The sequence below is a fragment of the Pectobacterium carotovorum genome, assembly GCF_033898505.1.
Lineage (GTDB): Bacteria > Pseudomonadota > Gammaproteobacteria > Enterobacterales > Enterobacteriaceae > Pectobacterium > Pectobacterium carotovorum_J.
This window is the reverse complement of record NZ_JAXAFK010000001.1, coordinates 1,970,322-1,992,044: the sequence shown is the minus strand read 5'-3', so window position 1 is coordinate 1,992,044 and position 21,723 is coordinate 1,970,322. Positions and strand designations below refer to the sequence as shown.

Here is a 21,723-nt window from a genome sequence, read left to right as displayed (position 1 = left end):
TCCTCGTTGCCTGTTCTTGTAAACCGGACGAATAACCTCGTCCGGTTTTTTCTTTTCTGTCAGCGTGAAACGCGTAATCCACCCTCGATCCCATCCAGACTGAACACGACTTGCCAGAGCTGGAGTGTTCTTGCTCTGAAGGCACCAGCGCAGAGGTTCAGGTAGTAGCTGAACATCCGGCGGAAGCGGGCAGGGTAGCGTGTGGAAAGCAGTGGCCAGCTTTGCTGAAAGCGCGTATGCCACGCCATTAATGTGCGATCGTAATCGGCACCGAAATTGTGCCAGTCCTCCATCACCATGTAAGGCTCGCTCGCCTGCGCAATGTGCTGTATGGAAGGGATGCAGCCGTTGGGGAAGATGTATTTATGAATCCAGGGATCGACATGCGGATCGGTCTTATTGGCCCCGATGGTATGCAGCAGAAACAGTCCGTTAGGCTTTAGGTTACGCCGTACGACGCGAAAATAGCGGTCATAGTTGCGCGGCCCGACGTGTTCAAACATGCCAACCGATACTACGCGGTCAAATTGCCGATCGAGATCGCGGTAATCCTGTCGTTCAATGGTGACGTTCAGATTCTGACAGCGCTGCTGTGCCAGCATTTGCTGCTCTTTGGAAATGGTGATGCCATAAACCGAAACGCCGTAGTGACGCGCCGCGAACTCGGCAAGCCCGCCCCAGCCGCAGCCGATATCCAGCAGCGTCATCCCCGATTTGAGCTGGAGCTTTTCGCAGATCATAGCGAGTTTATCTTCCTGCGCCTGTTCCAGCGTTTGTGCCTGTTTCCAATAGGCGCAGGAATATTGCATATAAGGATCCAGCATCAGGGTAAAGAGATCATTACCTAAATCGTAATGGGCTTTACCGACAACCTGAGCACGCCTGCGGGATTGCAAATTCGTGACGCGGGAGAGGGCGACCCGCGTGAGATCGTGCAGGCGACGGGGTAACTTAGCCTCCAGCCCCGCCCGCAGGACGCGATGGGAAAACATATCCAGCCGTTCACACTCCCACCAGCCATCCATGTAACTTTCTCCCAGCCCCAGCGATCCCTCGCGCATAGCACGTTTAAAAAAACCGGGATGAGTCACGCGGATGTCAAAAGGGCGGGGGCCGTTGATGGTGATATCTGCGGTATTCAACATGTCTTGCACGATGTGGAACCAGGGCGCGATATCGTCATCCCATTCTTCTGTATAAGGTAAACCCATCATGTCTCCTTAACTTTATGTAAAAGTATCGTAAAACACACCAGGACAACACTTATCGCAGCCGAGGTATCGGCTGTCACCAGAGAAAATGAAACACGGTATTATACCCGTCATACTTCAAGCCGCATGTACGTTGGCTACGTTCGCTCACCCGAATCACTTACTTGAGTAAGCTCATCGGGATTCCCTCGCTTGCCGCCTTCATGCAACTCGAATTATTTAGGGTATAGAATTAGAACGGCTTCAGCCAGCCTACAAGAGAGCGGGCTGAAGCAGAGAGGGGAAGCAGACAGGAATAAGAAAATCGTCTGTACAGAACTCGCGGCTAGCGGCGATAGTCGAGGTAAGGGCCGTCTGCAACCGAGCGGCGTTCTATCAGGGTCGGATGCACTTCGATCACGTGCGCATCTTCTCGCTTACTGGTAATGCGATCCAGCAGCATCGCAAAGGCGGACTGCCCCAGACGCTCTTTCGGCTGATGAATGGTGGTCAGCGCAGGCGTAAAGAAACGCGCGTGGCGCACGTTGTCATAACCGATCACCGAAATATCCTGCGGCACGCGCAGACCCAGTTCGTCTGCCGCACAGATAGCGCCCATCGCCATGATATCGCCACCGCAGAATACGGCCGTTGGCCGCTGTTTCTGCGCGAGAATTTGATGCATGGCTTTATAACCAGATTCCGGCTCGAAATCGCCCTGAACAACCCACTCTTCGCGTACGGTGATGTCAGCTTCTTTCAGCGCTTTTAAAAAGCCGAGGTAGCGCCCGCTGCCGGTGTTACGTTCTTGAATACCGGGAATGGCACCGATATCCCGATGACCGCGTTCGATCAGGTAGCGACCTGCCATATAACCGCCTTCAAAGGCGTTATCGATAATCGTATCGGTAAAATCGCTGTGCATCTGGCCCCAGTCCATCACGACCATCGGGATGCTGCGATAGTCTTCCAGCATAGCCAACAGCTCAGGTGGATATTCGGCGCACATTACCAGCAGGCCGTCGACGCGTTTTTGCGCCAGCATGGAGAGATAAGCGCGCTGTTTACCAATGTCGTTATGCGAATTACACAGTACCAGCGTATAGCCTTTGGCATAGCAGCTGTTTTCGACGGCTTCGATGATCTCGGCGAAATAGGGGGCTTCGCTGGATGTGGCCAGCAAACCGATTGATTTGGTGTGATTAACTTTGAGGCTGCGGGCGACGGCGCTGGGCGAATAGTGCAATTCTTTGATTGCCGCCCTGACGGCTGCCTTAGTCTCTTCGGCGACGAAACGTGTTTTATTGATCACGTGCGATACGGTTGTGGTAGAAACGCCAGCACGCTTTGCCACATCTTTAATCGTTGCCATCTAAAAATGACTCCTGAACTTACCTGTTACAGACGTAAGTATATTGTTAATCGTTTGCCTACGTTTAATGTTCTTCTTCTAAGCTAAAAAACAGGATTTCAGAAGGAGAATGCCGAATGTTATACCGAAGGGATCTGGGTTGACGTTTTTCGACCGATACGCAGCGCTTTCATAAACAGCGGATTGTGTCCGATTTATCATGAAAGGGAAAGGGCTAATTTATACTATTAGTGATGCATTCGTCCGAGATTTTTCACTGGAATTATGAAAGAATCGTAATAACCCTATTATTTGTAGCTTTAACTGCCTAAATGGGTTCGGCTGTGAATGGCGGTGTCTTTTTTCAGATGACGCTTTCAGGTGAAATTTTCAGCTAAATTTGTTCGCTAATAAGGAGTAGTTTATGGATACAGATCTGAAGATGTCTTTACTGACAACCGTTGGCTCGTTGGCTGTGATCATCGCGTTTAGTTTTATTGCGGTGCTGAACTAACCGAACGGCGCCTCTGCACCGGTGAGGTATTCAGACACGTTGATGTTGTATACATAAACGTGTCTGAATCGTTCTTCTTCGATACCGAACCTGTTTTTTAACGAATCGTCTGCGGTGTCACTACGCGACGCGCGCCAACGTAGTGTTCCTGCCAATAATCTTCACTCAGCTTGCTGATTCGAATATCTGAACCTGTACGCGGCGACTGGATAAATTTCCCTTCTCCCAGATAAACCCCGACGTGATCGGCTGCGCCACGATTATTGATGCGGAAGAAGACCAAATCGCCACTTTCCAGCTCGCTCTTTTTGATCGGAGCGGCATCACGCAGGTGATACATTTCGTTAGCAGTGCGTGGAATTTGGATCTTAACGACATCTTTATACGCGTAATAGACCAGTCCGCTACAGTCGAATCCGGTAAAGGGAGATGAGCCGCCCCAGTGGTAAGGCTTGCCTATTTGGCTCATCAGCTTATTCATTGCTGTCGTTTTGGCATGTTGATAACGTTTTTTATGCGCTGCGCTCAGCGCCATTCCTTTTTCAGTGGGGGCCGGATTTTTATCCGCTTTTCCCTTGAGCGCGGTCTTCTTCAGCCCAGTTTTGACTCTGGCCTGTGCCGTTGTTTGCTTATCTTCTTCAGGCTTCAGCTTTTTGAGATTTTTTTTCACTAGCGCGGGCGTGCTGCTTTGCGTCCGTGACGGTTTTTTTTCTGTTGATTTGTTCGCGCTGCGGGGTTTGGTTTTTGTGCTAGCTGCGGTAGGTTCTGGTTTTTTGCTTTTGATCGGTGTCGGTGATTTAGCATTACCCTTTGTCTGACGGCTTTTCTTATTGGTTTCTTCAACGGTGCTTTTCTTCGGCGCAGAATGCGGGGTATGCGGCGCAGCCTGAACGACGTTCAGGGATAGATTGCTGAAAAATAATATAAAAAGAGTAATAAATAAGCGCATAATAAAAGTGACCGAACATAATCCTTAACTCGCTCAATCCGCACAGTATTCCTGAAAACGGCGGCATAAAAAAGTGGGCATGGTCGCTTTATTCATACAGAATAGTGAAAAAACGTTAATAGTTGTTTTTTTGATTGATTTATCAACGCTTTCTGGTGTTGATTTCATCAAGGGCGAATAACTTGCAGGGAAAATACCCCTACAAAAAATGGCGTTTTTTTGTGGCCAGTGGCATCGGTACAATATCACTGAGTCAATGTCGCTGTCGTAGTATCTCTGACGGCGGCTCATGGCTAGCGTTTTGGACGTTAGCCATCCTATAAGGTTTAAGGAAGCAAGAAGATGACGACACCGACAATTGAAAAAATTCAGCGCCAAATTGCTGAAAACCCGATTCTGCTGTACATGAAAGGCTCCCCGAAATTGCCAAGCTGCGGTTTTTCCGCACAGACGGTTCAGGCGTTGTCTGCATGTGGCGAGCGTTTTGCGTATGTTGATATTTTACAGAACCCGGATATCCGCGCTGAGCTGCCAAAATACGCGAACTGGCCGACATTCCCACAGCTGTGGGTTGACGGTGAGCTGATTGGCGGTTGTGATATCGTGGTTGAAATGTTTCAGCGTGGCGAACTGCAACCGCTGATCAAAGAAACGGCTGACAAATACAAAGCGCAGCAGACCGATCAAGAGTAATGTTTTCTTTTGACGTAATGACGATGCCAAATGTTGTTACGATGCGAGCGTAAATCCTTCCAGCGGGTGCCTTATGGCACCCGTTTTTTGATCTCTGGCTTTTCCGTTTTTTCAGTCTTCGGCTGACGCGTCTTCCAGCGAGTTTTCTTCCAGCGCAATCGGCCACCCGCCCAGACGTTTCCAGCGGTTAACCAGCTCACAGAACAGCAATGCCGTCTGATTGGTATCATACAGTGCTGAGTGTGCCTGGCTGGAGTCAAACGCAATACCCGCGGTAATACAGGCTTTCGCCAGAACGGTTTGGCCTAACACCAGCCCGCTGAGTGCCGCGGTATCGAAGGTTGCGAAAGGGTGGAACGGGTTGCGTTTTAGGCTACAGCGCTCCGCTGCCGCCATCATGAAACTGTGATCGAAGGTGGCATTATGCGCCACGATAATGGCGCGGTTGCAGCCTTGATCCTTGATCCCTTTACGCACGACTTTGAAAATTTCATGCAGCGCATCATATTCGCTCACGGCACCGCGTAGTGGGTTGGTGGGATCAATGCCGTTAAACGCCAGCGCGGCGGGTTCGAGGATCGCGCCTTCGAATGGTTCAACATGAAAATGTAGCGTTTCATCTGGCTGTAACCAACCGTCTTGATCCATTTTTAATGTTACTGCCGCAACTTCCAGCAAGGCATCGGTTTTCGCATTAAATCCGGCGGTTTCAACATCAATCACTACCGGGTAAAACCCACGAAAACGGCCGCTCAGGGCGTTCAGATCACTTTTATCAGCCATTTGTCTCTTAGTTGTTAGCAAAACGCAGCGCGCATTATTGCAAATTTTGACTGGAGATGCAGCATACCGTTGCCGTTCAAACGGTGGAGGTGGCAGAAGAAGGGGGAGGACAGGTGCCGATGCAGCACCTGTAGAATGCAGGAGATTAATGGCCGATGCCGTTACCCGCATGGGCGTTTTCGATCAGTTCGATTTTATAGCCGTCTGGATCTTCAATGAACGCGATGACGGTTGTGCCGCCTTTGACCGGACCAGCTTCGCGCGTGACATTGCCACCTGCTTTGCGGATACGCTCGCAGGTTGCGGCAACATCGTCAACGCCCAGCGCGATATGACCATAGGCGTTGCCCAGCTCATAGCTGTCGACGCCCCAGTTGTAGGTCAGTTCGATAACTGCACCTTCGCTCTCTTCGGTATAACCGACGAAAGCCAGCGTGTATTTGTATTCGGTATTCTCGCTGGTGCGCAGCACGCGCATTCCCAGAATCTGAGTATAGAAATCGATAGAACGTTGTAAATCGCCAACACGCAGCATGGTGTGAAGTAAACGCATAGTGTCCTCGTTAAAAAGTGCAACAAAAGGGAAGTATAGCGTTGTGGCTCTGCCGAGTCCAAGCTGTTGGGATGATGCTAAAAATGCGACACTATGGTGAGGTTTGTGTTAAAACGTACTAACAGGAGGGGTAAATAGCGCGTTGGGTCATTTTTAGACCGCCTGGCGTGTAAAAAAATCGTCAGTTATTACAACGGTTACCTAATTATTTTCATTGTGGCTGTCCGTTTGGGCTTGCCAGCGGTAAAGAACAGGGCTTCAATAAATAGAGTTGTAGCAGGAGGTGTTGTGCCAGAGCAACTTGAACTCTTTGTTGTCCCTAATCCATGCCGTGGTATTTGTCAGGCGGATGAAGGCGGGTATTGTCGCGGTTGCTTTCGCAGTCGTAATGAGCGCTTTAGTTGGGGCCAAATGAGTGATGCGCAGAAACAGGATGTGCTGCGTTTGTGTCGGCAGAGAATGAAACGGTCACAGCGTTTAGAGAAAACCGATACGCCAGTAGAGTCCCGTCAGCCATCGTTGTTTTAAGTCATCTTGTCTTAGATGATCTATTTACGTGAAATTTTGTTTAAGCAACGCAGGAGCGTTCGATTGAATAAAATAAGCCTGAGATCATTTTTAAAAGACTTTTATTTGATAGAATCCATTTCACGATGGTTCTATTTTTACAACAATAAAGTCGTTTCTTATTTTATAAATCAGAGTTGATTGCAATCCAGGGATATAACTTAGCGTGCTAACAATAAGGAGAGGTGATGGAATTGCCATTAGGATCTGATTTAGCCCGTCTGGTGCGCGTATGGCGTGCGCTAGTCGATCATCGGTTAAAACCACTTGAACTGACCCAGACGCACTGGGTTACGCTGCATAACATATACCATTTACCCCCTGGCCAATCGCAGATTCAACTGGCCAAAGCGATAGGTATTGAGCAACCCTCATTAGTCCGAACACTGGATCAGCTTGAGGAAAAAGGGTTAATCACTCGCCACGTTTGTGCGCACGATCGTCGGGCAAAACGTATTATGCTGACCGAATCAGCAGAGCCGATCATACAGGCAGTCAATGGCGTAATTAGCCATACACGTAGTGAAGTATTATTTGGAATTACGCCGGAGCAGGTTGATGAATTAGCGCTGCTGGTTGCGCGCCTTGAGAAAAATATATTGGCATTACATGAGAATCAAGCGTAGCTAAATTTGGGTTACGCAGAGGGAGAATTAAATCCCGGCAATATTACCAGTATCGATTATTGGTTATTCATTCCGGGAGTTGATTATTCGTTGTGACGATCGCCGCGGATGGCGGCGATCGTCACACAGCATCAGCGTGGAGAAACAGTGATACTGCGGCCATTGCTGGCCATAGCAACACGTTGACCCGCGCTGAATTTCGTATCGCCTTGTTTCTGTACCACCATAATGGTACTGCCGTCATCACGGCGAATTTCCAGTTCTACGCCCTGTGTGCGGTTCAGTGCACTCGTTGCGCTTTGACCCGCGACCCCACCCGCTACTGCACCGGCTGCTGTCGCCAGACTACGACCAGTACCGCCGCCGACCGTGTTGCCCAGGAAACCACCTAGTACGGCACCGCCCAGTGCGCCGATCACGTTAGAATCTTCCCCCGCCTGAATCTGAACCGGGCGCGTAGAAACAATCGTACCGTAAGTCACGGTTTGCACCTGTTTAGCTTCGGATGCACTGTAAACATCACCTGAAAGTGTACTGGTATTAGCACAACCAGCCAGCGTGATACCTGCAAGGGTAACCACAAGTAAACGCTTCATCATATACAAACTCCTTAATAGCGAATATGTCGGGCTGGCTCAGCCGCGGCCGACGCAGTGTTATACCAATAAATTATGGTCTGGCTCAGTGTAGCATGCCACTCTTTTTACTCTTTTTTTCAGAATATAATAGTGCGCTTAAATTGCGTATAAACAGAGGAGTAAATAGCACGAGAAGTGGCTTTTTTTGTAGCAAATATTATCAAAAACCCTCATTTGGTTAAAACCTAGCCCGTGTGGCAAAAACGCAAAAAATTTAATAATTCAGCGTGTTAACGTGCTACTTTTATTCTCGACGTAACGGTTGTTATCGGTGTTCTCTTTTTATCCCAGAGGGGCAAAGGCTACATAATGAGATCAGGCAGATATATTGGCGTAATGTCCGGCACCAGCCTGGATGGTGTGGATGTTGTGCTAGCCGCGATTGACGAACATACGGTTGCTCAGCAGGCCAGCTACTGTCACCCGATCCCGCAGGACATCAAAATGGCCATCCTGGGGATGTGTCAGGGACAGGCGGTGACGCTGTCGGCGCTGGGGCAGTTGGATACGCGTCTGGGTATCTTATTTGCCGAAGCGGTGCTGGCGCTGCTTAAAAAGACGGAATTGGGGGCTCAGGATATTACGGCGATTGGCTGCCACGGGCAGACGGTCTGGCATGAGCCCACGGGTGAGGCGCCCTGCACGTTGCAGATCGGTGATAATAATCGTGTCGCCGCATTGACGGGCATTACGACCGTGGGGGATTTTCGCCGCCGGGATTTGGCTTATGGCGGGCAAGGCGCACCGCTGGTGCCCTCGTTCCACCATGCGTTGCTGCTACATCCTGTCGAACGGCGTATCGTGCTCAACGTTGGGGGAATCGCCAATCTGTCGCTGTTGGTACCGGGTGCGCCCGTACGTGGTTACGATACTGGCCCCGGCAATATGTTGCTGGATGCCTGGATCTGGCGGCACTGCGCACAACCGTATGATAAAGACGCCGCGTGGGCGATGAGCGGGCAGGTTAACCCGCTATTGCTTCGTCGAATGTTGACCGATCCTTATTTTGCGTTACGGGCGCCAAAAAGCACCGGACGTGAATATTTCAACTTGGGCTGGTTGGAAAGAATGCTGGCCGGCCTGCCGCCGATCGCATCGCAGGATGTTCAGGCAACGCTGGCTGAGTTAACCGCGATGAGCATCGCTGAACAGGTTTTACTGGTTGGTGGATGCGAACGTTTACTGGTTTGTGGCGGCGGGGCGCGCAATCCGCTCATCATGTCTCGTCTCTCGGCGCTGCTGCCGGGCATCGAAGTCAGCACGACGGATGAATGTGGCGTGAGCGGTGATGATATGGAAGCGTTAGCATTTGCCTGGCTGGCTTCACGCACGCTGTCGGGATTGTCGGGCAATCTGCCGTCTGTTACGGGAGCGAGTCAGGAAACGGTGTTAGGCGCGATTTATCCGGTCAACGCGGATTAATCAGATTTTGCCGAGAGGTTCAGGTTTACCCTCTTGTTAAACTTCAAGGTACGGCAGCGTCAGTTGCCGTCATTGACAAGAATGACAGGAGAAAAGAATGAAACGATTGCTGACGGGGACAGCGCTGATTCTGCTGAGCGGATGCAGCTATTTTGGTCATAAACAAACGGTGGAAACGCTGCATTATCAATGTGGCACCATGCCGCTCACTGTGACACTACAGCAGGGCGGCGAAACGCCCTCGCAGGTGAGTTTCCTGCTAGACGGCGAACGTCTGACCCTCCCTCAGGTGGTGTCCGCTTCTGGCGTCCGATACAGCAATGACACCTACACATTCTGGAGCAAAGGCGATCGCGCATTTATCCAACGTGGTGAACGGGTTATCGTAGACGACTGCGTGTTGGCGCCGATGTAACTACGTCGCACGGTCGCGGTGTTACTGCTGATTGCGATTTTTCGGGTACGGGAGCAAAATGGGATTTTCGCCCGCTTCTGGCCCGACATTGTGACAGCAGGACATTATGACTCAGGAACGTTCCCCCTCTGATAGTACTCCTCTTCAACCCGCCGATATCGCCGACATCCGCCGTGAATACACGCGTGGTGGGCTTCGCCGTAGCGATCTTCCCGCTAACCCGCTGGATTTATTTGAACGCTGGCTGAAGCAAGCCTGCGACGCGAAACTGGCCGATCCTACCGCGATGTCCGTCGCGACCGTTGATGAACACGGGCAACCTTACCAGCGTATCGTTTTGCTGAAGCACTATGATGAGAAAGGCATGGTGTTTTATACCAATATGGGCAGCCGCAAAGCCCATCACCTGGAAAACAACCCACGTATTAGCCTGTTGTTCCCTTGGCACATGCTGGAACGACAGGTCATCGTGCTGGGACGGGTGGAGAAACTCCCCACGCTTGACGTGCTGAAATATTTCCACAGCCGCCCGAAAGACAGCCAGATTGGCGCGTGGGTGTCTAAGCAGTCCAGCCGGATTTCAGCGCGCGGCGTGCTAGAGAGCAAATTTTTGGAATTGAAGCAAAAGTTCCAGAATGGCGAGGTGCCTTTGCCGAGCTTCTGGGGAGGCTTCCGCGTCGTTATTGATTCTGTGGAGTTCTGGCAGGGCGGTGAGCACCGCTTGCACGATCGATTTTTCTATCAGCGGCAGGAAGAAGGCTGGCAGATTGATCGTTTAGCGCCTTAATCGCGAAATATCCGTGTTAAACGCTGGCGCTCCTATCATCAGCACTTTATCCTATGAAGTTTCGCGTTGACTGGGCATTGCGCGGCGATATGGCGTTCATAGCCTATGGCGTAAAGTCATGCAGCAGCGAAATCATCATGCGACAGCAGACAGGTATGCTGCGCATCTCTCACGGCGTTGTGCGTAAACCCAACGGGAACGTAACGGCCTATTTTTATAAAAATGGAGTTATCGATGGCGAGTAGTAACCTGATTAAACAATTGCAAGAGCGGGGCTTGATTGCCCAGGTGACGGATGAGGGTGCGTTAGCAGAGCGGCTGGCGCAAGGGCCAATTGCACTGTATTGCGGCTTTGATCCCACCGCTGACAGCTTGCATTTGGGGCATCTGGTGCCGCTGCTCTGCCTGAAACGCTTCCAGTTGGCCGGCCACAAACCGGTGGCACTGGTAGGCGGTGCCACCGGACTGATCGGTGACCCCAGCTTTAAAGCCACAGAGCGTAAGCTGAACACGGCTGACACCGTGGGTGAATGGGTAGAGAAGATCCGTCGTCAGGTATCTCCATTCCTGGATTTTGACTGCGGCAAAAACAGCGCCATCGCGGCCAATAACTACGATTGGTTCGGCGGTATGAACGTGCTGGATTTCCTGCGTGATATCGGCAAACATTTCTCCGTTAATCAGATGATTAACAAAGAAGCCGTCAAACAGCGTTTAAACCGTGATGACGTCGGTATTTCGTTTACCGAATTTTCTTACAACCTGCTGCAGGGATATGACTTTGCCTCGCTGAACAAGCAGCATGACGTCGAGCTGCAAATCGGTGGTTCTGACCAGTGGGGTAATATCACCTCCGGTATCGATTTAACGCGCCGTATGAACCAGAAACAGGTTTACGGTTTGACTGTGCCGCTGATCACCAAATCTGACGGAACGAAATTCGGTAAAACGGAAGGCGGCGCGATCTGGCTTGATGCCAGCAAGACCAGCCCTTACAAATTCTACCAGTTCTGGATCAACACAGCGGATGCCGATGTGTACCGCTTCCTGAAATTCTTCACGTTCATGAGCCTCGAAGACATCGACGCGCTGGAAGAAGAAGATAAAAATAGCGGCAAGGCTCCACGCGCACAGTACGTGCTGGCGGAAGAAGTGACCCGCATGGTGCATGGCGAAGCGGGTCTGGAAGCAGCTCGTCGTATTACGCAAAGCCTGTTCTCTGGCGCATTGCAGGATATGACGCAGGACGATTTTGCCCAACTGGCGCAAGATGGTATGCCGATTATCGAACTGGAAAACGGTGCGGATTTGCAACAGGCGTTGGTCAGCGCTGAGCTGGTGCCGTCACGCGGGCAGGCTCGTACGATGATCTCCTCGAATGCGGTCACGATTAACGGCGAAAAACAGGCCGATCCTGAGTACACCTTCAGCGCTTCCGATCGTCTGTTCGATCGCTACACTTTGCTGCGTCGCGGTAAAAAACACTACTGCCTGATCTGCTGGAAAGCATAAGCATTACCGATAAGGGAGCGTTAGCTCCCTTTCTTCTTGTAAGTTGAGGCGCACAGGCGCTGGCAAGGATTTGAGTTGTATCTAATGAAAAATATACTTTCCATCCAATCCCATGTCGTTTTTGGTCATGCTGGTAACAGCGCGGCAGAGTTTCCTATGCGTCGGATGGGCGCAAACGTTTGGCCGTTGAATACGGTGCAATTCTCGAATCACACCCAATACGGCCACTGGACGGGGTGTGTGATGCCTGCCAGCCACCTGACCGAAGTGGTGCAGGGGATTGCGAATATCGACAAGCTGAAGACCTGTAATGCCGTGCTGAGCGGCTATATTGGCTCTGCCGAGCAAGGGGAGCATATTCTGGGTATTGTTCGTCAGGTGAAAGCGGCTAACCCTGATGCGCTGTACTTCTGCGATCCGGTGATGGGTACGCCGGAGAAAGGCTGCATTGTTGCGCCCGGCGTGTCTGGCTTTCACTGCCAGCAGTCGCTGCTCGCGGCCGATATTATCGCGCCGAATCTGCCTGAACTGGAACTGCTCGGCGGCCGTACCGTACATAACGTGACGGAAGCCGTAGAGACCGCGCGCGCACTGTGTGAAAAAGGGCCGAAAATCGTTCTGGTCAAACACCTTAGCCGCGCGGCCGCGCGTGAAGACAGCTTTGAAATGCTGCTGGTCACGCCGACGGATGCCTGGCATATCAGCCGTCCGCTGGTGGAATTTGAACGTCAACCTGTCGGCGTGGGCGATTTAACCAGTGGATTGCTGCTGGTGAACTTGCTGAAGGGCGTAGCGTTGGATAAAGCGCTGGAACATACCACGGCGGCTGTCTATGAAGTCATGCTGGTGACGAAAGAGATGAATGAATATGAGCTGCAACTGGTGGCCGCTCAGGATGGAATTGCCAATCCGCGTCATCATTTCCAAGCGATTCGCCTGTCGTAAAACGTATAACGCCCCGCGTGTCGGGGCGTTATTGCGTGTTATTTTTTCAACCTTTCAACCTTTCAACCTTAAGCGCCGTCGCGACGGAAGGGCGTTCGGCAATATGGTCGAGGTAGGCCGCCAGCGCAGGGTAGCGGAACATATCCAGTTTTAGCGACTGTGCCCAGCGCATTACGGTAAACAGATACGCATCGGCGATACTGAAGCGATTAGCCACCAGATAGTTCTGCTCACTTAACACCAGATTGATATAACGGAATTTGACCTGCAAATACTCCATCAGCAGCTCTTTATACGTTTCCGGCGTACCAGGACGGAAGAGCGGCGTAAACGTTTTGTGCAGCTCAGCAGAAATGTAATTCAGCCATTCAAGAGTATGGTAGCGCGCCATGCTGCCAGTTGGGGCGATAAGGTTACAGTGTGGAACCAGATCGGCAATGTACTCGGCGATAGCGACACCTTCTGTCAGGACAGAACCATCATCCAGCTCTAACGCTGGCACCATCCCTTTCGGGTTGATGAACGTATAGTCGGTTCCACGTTCTGTCTTTTTCGTGCGCAGATTGACCTTCTCCAGCTTGAATTCCAGTTTGGATTCGATCAAAACGATGTGTGTAAATAGAGAACTGCTTTCAGCTTTATAAAACAGTTTCATGGAAACCCCTTTCTATTATTATTTTTCCATCAACACATGCGCTGATGATTGTTGAATAGCTACATGTCGTTTTTTTACAACAAAACGTAACGGGAGAGTGTGAGGCTTCTTGCAAAATACTCCTTATGTATGACTATCGCATGAAATTTAGGCGACTTTGACGGTTCAGCGTCAAATTTTCATGTGTCATTCCAGGGCGATCTTCTGGGTTTTAACAGCGGCGATCGATAAAGCCACATCGCCTGTGACTGATGCTGCTTTTAGCTGAGGTAGAAACCGCAGCATTACGGATTGTGAGGGCGACTTTTGGGCCGGCAAGATCGCGGAGAAAGGATAGGTCTAGGAGGCGTTTTTCGACGCAAAGTTTATAGATGTTAATTAATCATTACTAAATCTGTTGATAAGAAAAATTTCATTAGTGACAGATTTCGTATTTTTCATGATACCGTCAATTTAAGTTATTTCCCCAAGGCTAGTGCCTCATGGATATTTAAAAATGAAAATAGGAGGGGGTATGAAGGGACGCAGTTTATTGCCATATCGATTAGATTACCCCTTTATTTATCTCATGTAACAAAAGAGGGGTAGTCATGTTGAGTGATATTTGTGGAGAAGGAATAAAATGAGTTAGCCATGAGGTTTCCAGTTATATCTTCCGTGTTGCTGCTCGGTTTCTATTATTGATGGGAAAGCAATAACATTCCCGGTTAACTATTATTCTGCATCAAGATACAGACAATATTACGACAAAAAAATGGGATAAACCGTAGGGCGATGACGAGGATGCATCGAGCGGCGAATTCTTACGAATAATGCGTATTGTCTGATTCTATTCATTACCATGAGGTTACTATGAAAAAGAACAGCTTATTGTTTTTTATCGCCTTGGCTATTGTTCTCGGAATTATTGTCGGCGGGGTTTGTCATTCTGTATTAACTGAGCAGCAAACCAAAGAAGTCGTTTCCTACTTTAATTTAGTAACCGATGTTTTTCTTCGCCTGATAAAAATGATTATTGCGCCATTGGTATTCGCAACATTGGTCTCTGGTCTTGCCAGTATGGGGAATTCTTCTTCCGTCGGCCGAATAGGGCTGAAGGCCATGGTGTGGTTTATTTGTTCTTCAGTCGTTTCCCTTTTTATTGGCATGTTATTGGCAAATATCTTCGAACCTGGCGTTGGCATGAATCTCGCCGTTCCAAGCACGCCAATAGCGGTAGAGACCGGCGTGAATACCGGCGGATTTACGCTGAAAAGCTTCATTGCCCATATATTTCCACGCAGCATCGTCGAAGCCATGGCGAATAATGAAATATTGCAGATTCTGGTGTTCTCAATGTTCTTCGGTTCTGCATTGGCTTTTGTTAAAGGCCAAAACAAGCATGCCGTTACCATGGAGACGATGGTAGAAGAACTGGCGAAAGTGATGTTTCGGGTGACGGACTATGTCATGCGATTAGCGCCTTTGGCCGTATTTTCCTCGCTGGCGTCGTCTATTACGACCGAAGGTCTGGGGCTTCTCCTCGACTTTGGCAAAGTCATCGGCGAGTTCTACCTTGGGCTGGCGCTGCTATGGGGGCTCATGTTCGGTGCCGGGGCGCTGTTCCTCGGTAAGAAAGCAACCTGGGGCCTGATCAAACTGCTGCGCGAGCCCAGTATGCTGGCGTTTGCCACGGCCAGTAGCGAAGCGGCCTATCCGAAAACAATGGAAGCGCTGAGTGAATTTGGCGTTCCTAAAAAAATCACCAGCTTCGTACTCCCGTTGGGGTATTCCTTTAACCTTGTCGGTTCCATGATATATCAGGCGTTTGCTATTCTGTTCATCGCGCAGGCTTACAACATCCACTTAAGTTTGACGGAGCAGACCCTGATTCTGCTGACGCTGATGATCACCAGTAAAGGTATGGCTGGCGTAGCGCGTGCTGCAGTCGTCGTGGTAGCAGCGACACTGCCGATGTTCAGCTTACCCGAAGCGGGCATTTTGCTGATTATTGGTATCGATCAATTTCTGGATATGGGTCGTACGGCAACCAATGTCATTGGTAACGGCATGGCGACCGCAGTTGTGGCCAAGCTGGAGCGAAACCACGATCTGGAAGAACCCGATCATGAGCATGCCGACGAAGAAACATCGGTGATGGCAGCAGGGAATGTCTAAATTCGCTTTGGGTTAATACATTGAGACAGACGGCCTTCGGGCCGTTTTTCTCTTTTGTCTTCGCCTTTGTCTTAGCCATCCTCTGGTCGCTGTTCTCACTGTCTTCTATCCTCTTCACGTTCCCATTGACGCTTATTCCGACTTGCCTCTTTTCAATAGCTAGCGGCTATCGCTGCGTTCATATCGTCTTGTTGCAAAAACGTTATTTTTTGTTTGTGTTATCTTTAAATAAGACCGCAAGCTCAGGCTGGTTATTGATTGATCGCCCGATGCAGAATAACGAATATGCCCGAAAAACAAGTTAATTTGGGAGGAAGCATGTCATCACACCTTCGCGACACTTGTCTGGATACACTGACGGTACAGAAGCAGATTTACCATTACTACAGCCTGCCGAAGGCTGCGAAAACGCTTGGGAACATCGATAAATTACCGAAGTCGCTCAAAGTGCTGCTGGAGAATTTATTGCGCCATCAGGACGGCGACACGGTCGAGCAGGACGATCTTCAGGCGGTCGTGGACTGGCTGAATACAGGCCACGTTGACCGGGAAATTGCCTATCGTCCCGCGCGCGTACTGATGCAGGATTTTACCGGCGTGCCCGCCGTGGTCGATTTGGCGGCGATGCGAGCGGCAGTGAAGCGACTGGGCGGCGATGTGAATAAGGTTAACCCGCTGTCACCAGTCGATTTGGTTATTGACCACTCGGTGACGGTTGACCACTTCGGCGATCGTCAGGCGCTCACGGATAACACACAGCTGGAAATGGCGCGTAACCGTGAACGCTATGAATTTCTGCGCTGGGGACAAAATGCGTTTAGCCACTTTAGCGTCGTGCCGCCGGGAACCGGGATTTGCCATCAGGTGAATCTGGAGTATCTGGCTAAGGCCATCTGGCATGAAAAGCAGGGCGACAAACAGTTTGCCTATCCCGATACGCTGGTGGGAACTGATTCACACACCACGATGATTAACGGTTTAGGTGTGCTCGGCTGGGGCGTCGGCGGGATAGAGGCCGAGGCGGCAATGCTGGGACAGCCTGTTTCAATGCTGATCCCTGACGTGGTCGGCGTCAAGCTAAGCGGCAAGATGCGCGAAGGGATTACGGCAACCGATCTGGTCCTGACGGTCACGCAGATGCTGCGTAAACACGGCGTAGTCGGTAAGTTTGTGGAATTTTACGGTGATGGACTGGATTCGCTGCCATTGGCGGATCGCGCGACCATCGCCAACATGGCACCGGAATATGGTGCGACCTGCGGCTTTTTCCCTATCGATCAAATCACGCTGGACTACATGCGGTTGACCAACCGTGCGGAAGAACAAATTACGCTGGTGGAAGCGTACAGTAAGCAGCAAGGGCTGTGGCGTAATACCGGGGACGAACCGGTATTTACCAGCCAGCTCGCGCTGGATTTGGCGACGGTGGAAACCAGTCTGGCAGGGCCAAAACGTCCGCAGGATCGCGTGCCGTTAGCGGGCGTACCGGAGGCTTTCAAAGCCAGTCGGGAACTGGATGTCAGCACGGTGAAGAACCGCTCTGACTATGAAGAATTCACGTTGGAAGGCGAAACGCACCGTTTACAGCAGGGAGCTGTCGTGATTGCTGCGATCACCTCTTGTACCAATACCTCCAACCCGAGCGTGCTGATGACGGCCGGGCTGCTGGCAAAAAACGCCGTGGAGCGCGGTCTGAAAACCAAGCCGTGGGTGAAAACCTCGCTGGCACCCGGCTCGCGGGTCGTAACCGATTACTATGCTAAAGCGGGATTGACGCCGTTCCTTGATGCGCTGGGGTTCAATCTGGTGGGTTACGGTTGTACCACCTGTATCGGTAACTCTGGCCCGCTGCCGGATGCGATTGAAGCCGCGATAAAAGCCGGCGACCTGACGGTTGGTGCGGTGCTGTCAGGCAACCGTAATTTTGAAGGCCGCATCCATCCGCTGGTGAAAACGAACTGGCTGGCATCACCACCGCTGGTCGTCGCGTACGCGCTGGCGGGGAATATGAACGTCGATCTGACGCAAGAACCGCTGGGGGAAGATCGTGATGGGAAAGCCGTCTATCTGAAAGATATCTGGCCGTCGACTAACGCGGTGGCGGATGCGGTATTGAATGTCAGCGCCGGCATGTTCCACAAGCAATATGCTGCGGTGTTTGAAGGCACACAGGAGTGGCAAGACATCGAGGTCGACAACAATCCTACCTACCAATGGCCGGAAGAATCGACCTACATTCGCCAGACGCCTTTCTTTCTGGAAATGGGGAAAGAACCTGAACCGGTTCAGGATATCCACAACGCGCGTATTCTGGCGATGCTGGGTGATTCGGTCACCACCGACCATATCTCACCAGCAGGCAACATCAAGCGCGATAGCCCGGCAGGGAAATATTTGCTGGAGCGTGGCGTCGAAACGGCGGAGTTCAACTCTTACGGTTCACGGCGCGGTAACCACGAAGTGATGATGCGCGGGACGTTTGCCAATATCCGTATTCGTAATGAGATGGTGCCGGGTAAAGAGGGCGGCTATACCCGCCATATCCCATCGCAGAATGAGATGACGATTTATGACGCGGCGATGCGCTATAAGGACGAAAATGTCCCGCTGGCGCTGTTTGCCGGGAAAGAGTACGGTTCCGGCTCCAGCCGTGACTGGGCCGCGAAAGGCCCGCGTTTGCTGGGGGTTCGTGTGGTGATTGCCGAATCGTTCGAGCGTATTCACCGTTCTAACCTGATTGGGATGGGGATTCTGCCGCTGGAGTTTCCCGACGGTGTGACTCGGAAGACGCTGAAGCTCACCGGGGACGAGCAGATTTCGATTACGGGATTAAATCAGCTGACGCCGGGGGCCACGGTTGAGATCAATATCACGGATGCCAGTGGTAACACGCAGACCATCAGCACCCGCTGCCGCATCGACACCCGTAACGAACTGACCTACTACCAGAACGACGGCATCCTGCACTACGTTATCCGTAATATGCTGTAATTTTATATCTGGTCACCGAGGGCAGAAACCTGCTCTCGGTGGATTGGATCAGCCCGAAGTATAACGAGTACATCAATAATAAGCGGCTTCATCCTTCCTGAGCGGTACGCTTCGGACGCTGCCGTGCGAAAAGGTTATCGCGGATACGACGCTTCTTCGTGAGTCACTGTCTTTTTTCGATTGTAGGATATATCTGACAACGTATGTCCTGTCGTCGGAAAAGTGGTAAAAAGAAGGAGGAATGCACAGTTCGCCTTGTGTAACAACGATGCTGGGATTTTCATACAGCGTCCATTCCTGCGGTTGAGCGGTTCTTATGCTGATGGCAATAAGAGTAGGCTGGTAATCCCGAGCATCGCTAACTAAAAAACAGAGATCGCTTCCCGCGTGTCTGACTGATGTACGTTCATCTGGCTCTAGTCGATCGCCCGAACCGGGACAACCGACAAGAAGAAAACTTGTTGCTATAAGCAGAAACGCAGGCAATTTTGCAGTAAATGTCATCGTTAATTCCAGGGAAAGAACTGCATGGTTTTTTGATAGTGTTGCCGTATTACGTCCTCAGAAACATCACCATCAAGGGTGACATCTCCTCGCGCTCTCAACATTTTCCATGCTTGATAGCCGTATGTTTTTAAAACGAAATAATCAGCGATGATCTGTGCCTGCTGCTCCATTGGGTAGCATCTTAATGCGTGACGACCAAGCTTGTAGCGATAGCTGACAGCCCAACTGACTAAGCCTCTAAATATGACATTCATACCTCGCTCACGTTGCCAGACATGGCTCATTTCATGAATAAAGAGGTGTTGGTTGGACATATTCGTAAGGGAGAAATCGTTGCTATACCATGCACGAAAGTACAGTTCCCCATTTGGGCTCATGGCTGTGTTTTTATCTTGAAGGTCGAAAGGAAGGTAACTGCCGTGATGAATCCAAACTTTGTGGTAGTGGATTGAATCGCCAAAAATGGATTTAGCCAGCCTGATTTCACCAGACGTAAGCAAGCGTAAGCTTCCCTCTTTTTGATTATCCATAACAATCTCTATTTGTTATAGCTAGGTCGGTTTATAGCTTGGACTATTAACGGCTAAAAATGAAGCGTTAATCCAAGCCCTGTAGCGATCGTTCCTTGCGGCTAGAGAGCCTATAGTAACCCTAACGCACCAGCGCACGTTTTCCCACATGAAAGACTCGAATCCTCAGGTGAATTGTGGTTAGGTGGTAGTGACGCTAACTACATGGGTAATAAGTAAAAATTATTGCCCAGCCATGCCTCGGAACCGCGGAAATACCGCTTGAAGAATGACGGGGATATAACAGGAGGTTATATGAATGAATTAATCAAAAAACGTTTCAAACACTCGTTGCTGTTTCTCACACTGTGTACGGGGGCGATGACGTCGGCTTTTGCTGCCCAGGTTCCTGCCGGGACGGTGCTGGCGGATAAACAAGAGCTGGTGCGAGGCAACGGTTCAGAACCTGCATCGTTGGATCCGCATAAGGTGGAAAGCGATGTGGAAGGCCACATCATCAATGATTTCTTCGATAATCTGGTACGTGTGGGTGATGACGGCACTATCGAACCGCGACTGGCAGAGCGTTGGGAGAATAAAGATAACACGGTGTGGACGTTCCATCTGCGGCCTGATGCCAAATGGTCTGATGGTTCGCCGATTACCGCGGACGATGTGGTTTACAGTTGGCGACGCCTTAGCGATCCTAAAACGCTGTCGCCTTACGGCACCTACGTTGCCAGTATGTATGTGAAGAACGCGGCGGATATTCTGGCGGGCAAGAAAACGCCAGATTCCTTGGGTATCAAGGCGCTGGATAGTCATACCGTTGAAGTGACACTGGAACACCCACTGTCGTATTTCCTGGAAATGTCGGCTTACCATGTACTGGTGCCATTACCGAAAGCGGTGATTGAAAAGCATCCGGAAAACTGGACGCAGGTCGGCAATTTTGTCAGCAGCGGTCCCTATACGCTGAGCGAATGGGTCGTTAACGAACGTATCGTCGGCAAGCGCAATAGCCATTACTGGGATAACGCGCATACTGTCATTAACAAAGTAACGTACCTGCCTATCAGCTCGCAGGCGGCGGAGCTAAACCGTTACAAATCCGGAGAGATTGATGTCACGGGTATTTTGTCGCCCGTTCAATTTGCGTCGCTGAAAAAAGAGTATCCGCAAGAGGTGAAGGTATCGCCACAGATCGGAACCTATTTTTATCGTTTCAATACGCAAAAAGCACCTTTTGACGATCCCCGCGTCCGCCGCGCACTGGATCTCAGTTTGGATAAAAATATCATCGCAAACAATGTGCTAGGTATGGGGCAGACGCCGGCTTACAGTTTGATTCCCAAAAATATAGGGGGCTTCCAGCGTAAGGATCCAGAGTGGGCAAACTGGACGCAGCAGCAGCGCAACGAGGAAGCGAAAAAACTGTTGAAAGAAGCTGGATTTGATGAAAAACATCCGCTGAAATTCAACCTGCTATACAACACCTCTGAATCGCATTTGCGTGTGGCGATCGCCGCGAGTTCAATGTGGAAGAAGAATCTTGGGTCGGAAGTGACATTGCAAAATCAGGAATGGAAAACGATGCTAGATACCGTACGTACCGGTAACTTTGAGGTGGTCAGACAGTCCTGGACGGGGGATTACAATGAAGCCAGTACGTTCCTGAATACGCTGGAAACCAACGACAGCAACAACAACGGTAAATTCAGTAATACGGAATATGATGCATTGTTGAAAAAGGCGCTGACGGCGAAGGGTAAGCAGGAGAAAGAGGCTATTTATCAACAAGCTTCGGATATTTTAGATAACAATATCCCTTTGTTACCCATCTACTACTATGTCCAGCCGCAGATGGTTAAGACCTACATCGGTGGTTTTTCCCCCAATGTGCGTGGTGATTATTACACGCAAGACATGTACATCCTCAAGCACTGATCCCAATAAAAC

22 protein-coding genes are annotated in these 21,723 nt (G+C 50.5%); 13 read left to right on the top strand and 9 right to left on the bottom strand.

Annotated elements, in window-relative coordinates:
- Positions 1-59: 59 nt before the first annotated feature.
- Both cfa and purR read right to left on the bottom strand, forming a co-directional pair.
- A complete protein-coding gene (cfa, locus tag R9X49_RS08795) occupies positions 60-1,211 on the bottom strand; it encodes a cyclopropane fatty acyl phospholipid synthase (protein ID WP_319848619.1) in 1,152 nt (383 codons plus the stop codon).
- 325 nt (positions 1,212-1,536) lie between these two features.
- Complete coding sequence (purR, locus tag R9X49_RS08790) at positions 1,537-2,562, bottom strand: HTH-type transcriptional repressor PurR (RefSeq protein ID WP_225084921.1); 1,026 nt, start codon at positions 2,560-2,562, stop codon at positions 1,537-1,539.
- A gap of 403 nt (positions 2,563-2,965) precedes the next feature.
- Between purR and R9X49_RS08785 the strand changes: the two genes are divergently transcribed.
- Positions 2,966-3,055 carry a YnhF family membrane protein gene (locus R9X49_RS08785; RefSeq protein WP_014915740.1) on the top strand — a complete coding sequence of 30 codons (90 nt, stop codon included), beginning with the start codon at positions 2,966-2,968 and terminating at the stop codon, positions 3,053-3,055.
- Between the two features lie 97 nt (positions 3,056-3,152).
- On the opposite strand, the gene R9X49_RS08780 is transcribed toward R9X49_RS08785, so the two are convergent.
- Positions 3,153-4,004 carry a C40 family peptidase gene (locus R9X49_RS08780; RefSeq protein ID WP_319848010.1) on the bottom strand — a complete coding sequence of 284 codons (852 nt, stop codon included), beginning with the start codon at positions 4,002-4,004 and terminating at the stop codon, positions 3,153-3,155.
- 342 nt (positions 4,005-4,346) lie between these two features.
- On the opposite strand from R9X49_RS08780, the gene R9X49_RS08775 reads away from it, so the two are divergent.
- A complete protein-coding gene (locus R9X49_RS08775) occupies positions 4,347-4,697 on the top strand; it encodes a Grx4 family monothiol glutaredoxin (protein WP_319848009.1) in 351 nt (116 codons plus the stop codon).
- A 111-nt stretch (positions 4,698-4,808) separates the two neighbouring features.
- Here the strand turns inward: R9X49_RS08775 and rnt are convergent, their stop codons facing one another.
- Positions 4,809-5,480 (bottom strand): ribonuclease T, encoded by a 672-nt coding sequence (rnt, locus tag R9X49_RS08770; RefSeq protein WP_319848008.1) that lies wholly within the window; start codon positions 5,478-5,480, stop codon positions 4,809-4,811.
- A 145-nt stretch (positions 5,481-5,625) separates the two neighbouring features.
- Positions 5,626-6,033, bottom strand: coding sequence for a lactoylglutathione lyase (gene gloA / locus R9X49_RS08765; protein WP_039299220.1), 408 nt, complete (start codon positions 6,031-6,033; stop codon positions 5,626-5,628).
- Positions 6,034-6,321: 288 nt separating this feature from the next.
- Between gloA and R9X49_RS08760 the strand changes: the two genes are divergently transcribed.
- Complete coding sequence (locus tag R9X49_RS08760) at positions 6,322-6,561, top strand: DUF1289 domain-containing protein (protein ID WP_319848007.1); 240 nt, start codon at positions 6,322-6,324, stop codon at positions 6,559-6,561.
- 227 nt (positions 6,562-6,788) lie between these two features.
- Positions 6,789-7,226, top strand: coding sequence for a transcriptional regulator SlyA (gene slyA / locus R9X49_RS08755; RefSeq protein ID WP_039299223.1), 438 nt, complete (start codon positions 6,789-6,791; stop codon positions 7,224-7,226).
- A gap of 131 nt (positions 7,227-7,357) precedes the next feature.
- On the opposite strand, the gene R9X49_RS08750 is transcribed toward slyA, so the two are convergent.
- A complete protein-coding gene (locus tag R9X49_RS08750; RefSeq protein WP_319848006.1) occupies positions 7,358-7,825 on the bottom strand; it encodes a glycine zipper 2TM domain-containing protein in 468 nt (155 codons plus the stop codon).
- A 348-nt stretch (positions 7,826-8,173) separates the two neighbouring features.
- Here R9X49_RS08750 and anmK point away from each other — a divergent pair, with 348 nt between their 5' ends.
- The 6 genes from anmK (at position 8,174) to pdxY (ending at position 12,945) form a co-directional block, all read left to right on the top strand.
- On the top strand, positions 8,174-9,286 hold the full coding sequence (anmK, locus tag R9X49_RS08745) for an anhydro-N-acetylmuramic acid kinase (RefSeq protein WP_319848005.1): 1,113 nt from the start codon (positions 8,174-8,176) through the stop codon (positions 9,284-9,286).
- A gap of 97 nt (positions 9,287-9,383) precedes the next feature.
- Complete coding sequence (locus R9X49_RS08740; RefSeq protein ID WP_319848004.1) at positions 9,384-9,701, top strand: MliC family protein; 318 nt, start codon at positions 9,384-9,386, stop codon at positions 9,699-9,701.
- 106 nt (positions 9,702-9,807) lie between these two features.
- Entirely contained in the window at positions 9,808-10,488 is a 681-nt protein-coding gene (gene pdxH, locus R9X49_RS08735) for a pyridoxamine 5'-phosphate oxidase (protein WP_319848003.1), read from the top strand.
- A gap of 53 nt (positions 10,489-10,541) precedes the next feature.
- Positions 10,542-10,733 carry a hypothetical protein gene (locus R9X49_RS08730; protein WP_319848002.1) on the top strand — a complete coding sequence of 64 codons (192 nt, stop codon included), beginning with the start codon at positions 10,542-10,544 and terminating at the stop codon, positions 10,731-10,733.
- Entirely contained in the window at positions 10,723-12,000 is a 1,278-nt protein-coding gene (gene tyrS / locus R9X49_RS08725) for a tyrosine--tRNA ligase (RefSeq protein WP_015840590.1), read from the top strand. Before R9X49_RS08730 ends, tyrS begins: the two co-directional genes overlap by 11 nt.
- Positions 12,001-12,084: 84 nt before the next feature.
- The gene (gene pdxY, locus R9X49_RS08720; RefSeq protein WP_319848001.1) at positions 12,085-12,945 is read left to right on the top strand and encodes a pyridoxal kinase PdxY; all 861 of its coding nucleotides are present in this window, start codon (positions 12,085-12,087) and stop codon (positions 12,943-12,945) included.
- Between the two features lie 46 nt (positions 12,946-12,991).
- On the opposite strand, the gene gstA is transcribed toward pdxY, so the two are convergent.
- Positions 12,992-13,600, bottom strand: a complete 609-nt coding sequence (gstA, locus tag R9X49_RS08715) for a glutathione transferase GstA (RefSeq protein ID WP_319848000.1) — start codon at positions 13,598-13,600, stop codon at positions 12,992-12,994.
- Positions 13,601-14,452: 852 nt separating this feature from the next.
- On the opposite strand from gstA, the gene R9X49_RS08710 reads away from it, so the two are divergent.
- Both R9X49_RS08710 and acnA read left to right on the top strand, forming a co-directional pair.
- The gene (locus R9X49_RS08710; protein ID WP_319847999.1) at positions 14,453-15,757 is read left to right on the top strand and encodes a dicarboxylate/amino acid:cation symporter; all 1,305 of its coding nucleotides are present in this window, start codon (positions 14,453-14,455) and stop codon (positions 15,755-15,757) included.
- A gap of 318 nt (positions 15,758-16,075) precedes the next feature.
- Entirely contained in the window at positions 16,076-18,748 is a 2,673-nt protein-coding gene (gene acnA / locus R9X49_RS08705; protein WP_319847998.1) for an aconitate hydratase AcnA, read from the top strand.
- Between the two features lie 72 nt (positions 18,749-18,820).
- Here acnA and R9X49_RS23160 read toward each other — a convergent pair whose 3' ends face one another.
- Together R9X49_RS23160 and R9X49_RS08700 are read right to left on the bottom strand one after the other, a co-directional pair.
- Positions 18,821-19,252 (bottom strand): putative T6SS immunity periplasmic lipoprotein, encoded by a 432-nt coding sequence (locus R9X49_RS23160; protein WP_413775879.1) that lies wholly within the window; start codon positions 19,250-19,252, stop codon positions 18,821-18,823.
- Between the two features lie 2 nt (positions 19,253-19,254).
- Positions 19,255-19,785, bottom strand: a complete 531-nt coding sequence (locus tag R9X49_RS08700) for a type IV secretion protein Rhs (protein ID WP_319847997.1) — start codon at positions 19,783-19,785, stop codon at positions 19,255-19,257.
- A gap of 294 nt (positions 19,786-20,079) precedes the next feature.
- On the opposite strand from R9X49_RS08700, the gene R9X49_RS08695 reads away from it, so the two are divergent.
- Positions 20,080-21,711: an ABC transporter substrate-binding protein gene (locus tag R9X49_RS08695; protein ID WP_319847996.1), complete on the top strand. Its 1,632-nt coding sequence runs from the start codon at positions 20,080-20,082 to the stop codon at positions 21,709-21,711.
- The last annotated feature ends 12 nt before the right edge of the window (positions 21,712-21,723 follow it).

What these genes read in the sequence shown, in the direction of transcription:
- R9X49_RS08695 (WP_319847996.1), top strand. Translation starts at nt 20,080, where the DNA reads ATGAATGAATTAATCAAAAAACGTTTCAAACACTCGTTGCTGTTTCTC.
- pdxY (WP_319848001.1), top strand. Translation starts at nt 12,085, where the DNA reads ATGAAAAATATACTTTCCATCCAATCCCATGTCGTTTTTGGTCATGCT.
- R9X49_RS08775 (WP_319848009.1), top strand. Translation starts at nt 4,347, where the DNA reads ATGACGACACCGACAATTGAAAAAATTCAGCGCCAAATTGCTGAAAAC.
- slyA (WP_039299223.1), top strand. Translation starts at nt 6,789, where the DNA reads ATGGAATTGCCATTAGGATCTGATTTAGCCCGTCTGGTGCGCGTATGG.
- R9X49_RS08730 (WP_319848002.1), top strand. Translation starts at nt 10,542, where the DNA reads ATGAAGTTTCGCGTTGACTGGGCATTGCGCGGCGATATGGCGTTCATA.
- anmK (WP_319848005.1), top strand. Translation starts at nt 8,174, where the DNA reads ATGAGATCAGGCAGATATATTGGCGTAATGTCCGGCACCAGCCTGGAT.
- R9X49_RS08750 (WP_319848006.1), bottom strand. Translation starts at nt 7,825, where the DNA reads ATGATGAAGCGTTTACTTGTGGTTACCCTTGCAGGTATCACGCTGGCT.
- gloA (WP_039299220.1), bottom strand. Translation starts at nt 6,033, where the DNA reads ATGCGTTTACTTCACACCATGCTGCGTGTTGGCGATTTACAACGTTCT.
- cfa (WP_319848619.1), bottom strand. Translation starts at nt 1,211, where the DNA reads ATGGGTTTACCTTATACAGAAGAATGGGATGACGATATCGCGCCCTGG.
- R9X49_RS23160 (WP_413775879.1), bottom strand. Translation starts at nt 19,252, where the DNA reads ATGACATTTACTGCAAAATTGCCTGCGTTTCTGCTTATAGCAACAAGT.
- acnA (WP_319847998.1), top strand. Translation starts at nt 16,076, where the DNA reads ATGTCATCACACCTTCGCGACACTTGTCTGGATACACTGACGGTACAG.
- purR (WP_225084921.1), bottom strand. Translation starts at nt 2,562, where the DNA reads ATGGCAACGATTAAAGATGTGGCAAAGCGTGCTGGCGTTTCTACCACA.
- R9X49_RS08785 (WP_014915740.1), top strand. Translation starts at nt 2,966, where the DNA reads ATGGATACAGATCTGAAGATGTCTTTACTGACAACCGTTGGCTCGTTG.
- pdxH (WP_319848003.1), top strand. Translation starts at nt 9,808, where the DNA reads ATGACTCAGGAACGTTCCCCCTCTGATAGTACTCCTCTTCAACCCGCC.
- gstA (WP_319848000.1), bottom strand. Translation starts at nt 13,600, where the DNA reads ATGAAACTGTTTTATAAAGCTGAAAGCAGTTCTCTATTTACACACATC.
- R9X49_RS08780 (WP_319848010.1), bottom strand. Translation starts at nt 4,004, where the DNA reads ATGCGCTTATTTATTACTCTTTTTATATTATTTTTCAGCAATCTATCC.
- R9X49_RS08700 (WP_319847997.1), bottom strand. Translation starts at nt 19,785, where the DNA reads ATGGATAATCAAAAAGAGGGAAGCTTACGCTTGCTTACGTCTGGTGAA.
- R9X49_RS08740 (WP_319848004.1), top strand. Translation starts at nt 9,384, where the DNA reads ATGAAACGATTGCTGACGGGGACAGCGCTGATTCTGCTGAGCGGATGC.
- R9X49_RS08710 (WP_319847999.1), top strand. Translation starts at nt 14,453, where the DNA reads ATGAAAAAGAACAGCTTATTGTTTTTTATCGCCTTGGCTATTGTTCTC.
- rnt (WP_319848008.1), bottom strand. Translation starts at nt 5,480, where the DNA reads ATGGCTGATAAAAGTGATCTGAACGCCCTGAGCGGCCGTTTTCGTGGG.
- tyrS (WP_015840590.1), top strand. Translation starts at nt 10,723, where the DNA reads ATGGCGAGTAGTAACCTGATTAAACAATTGCAAGAGCGGGGCTTGATT.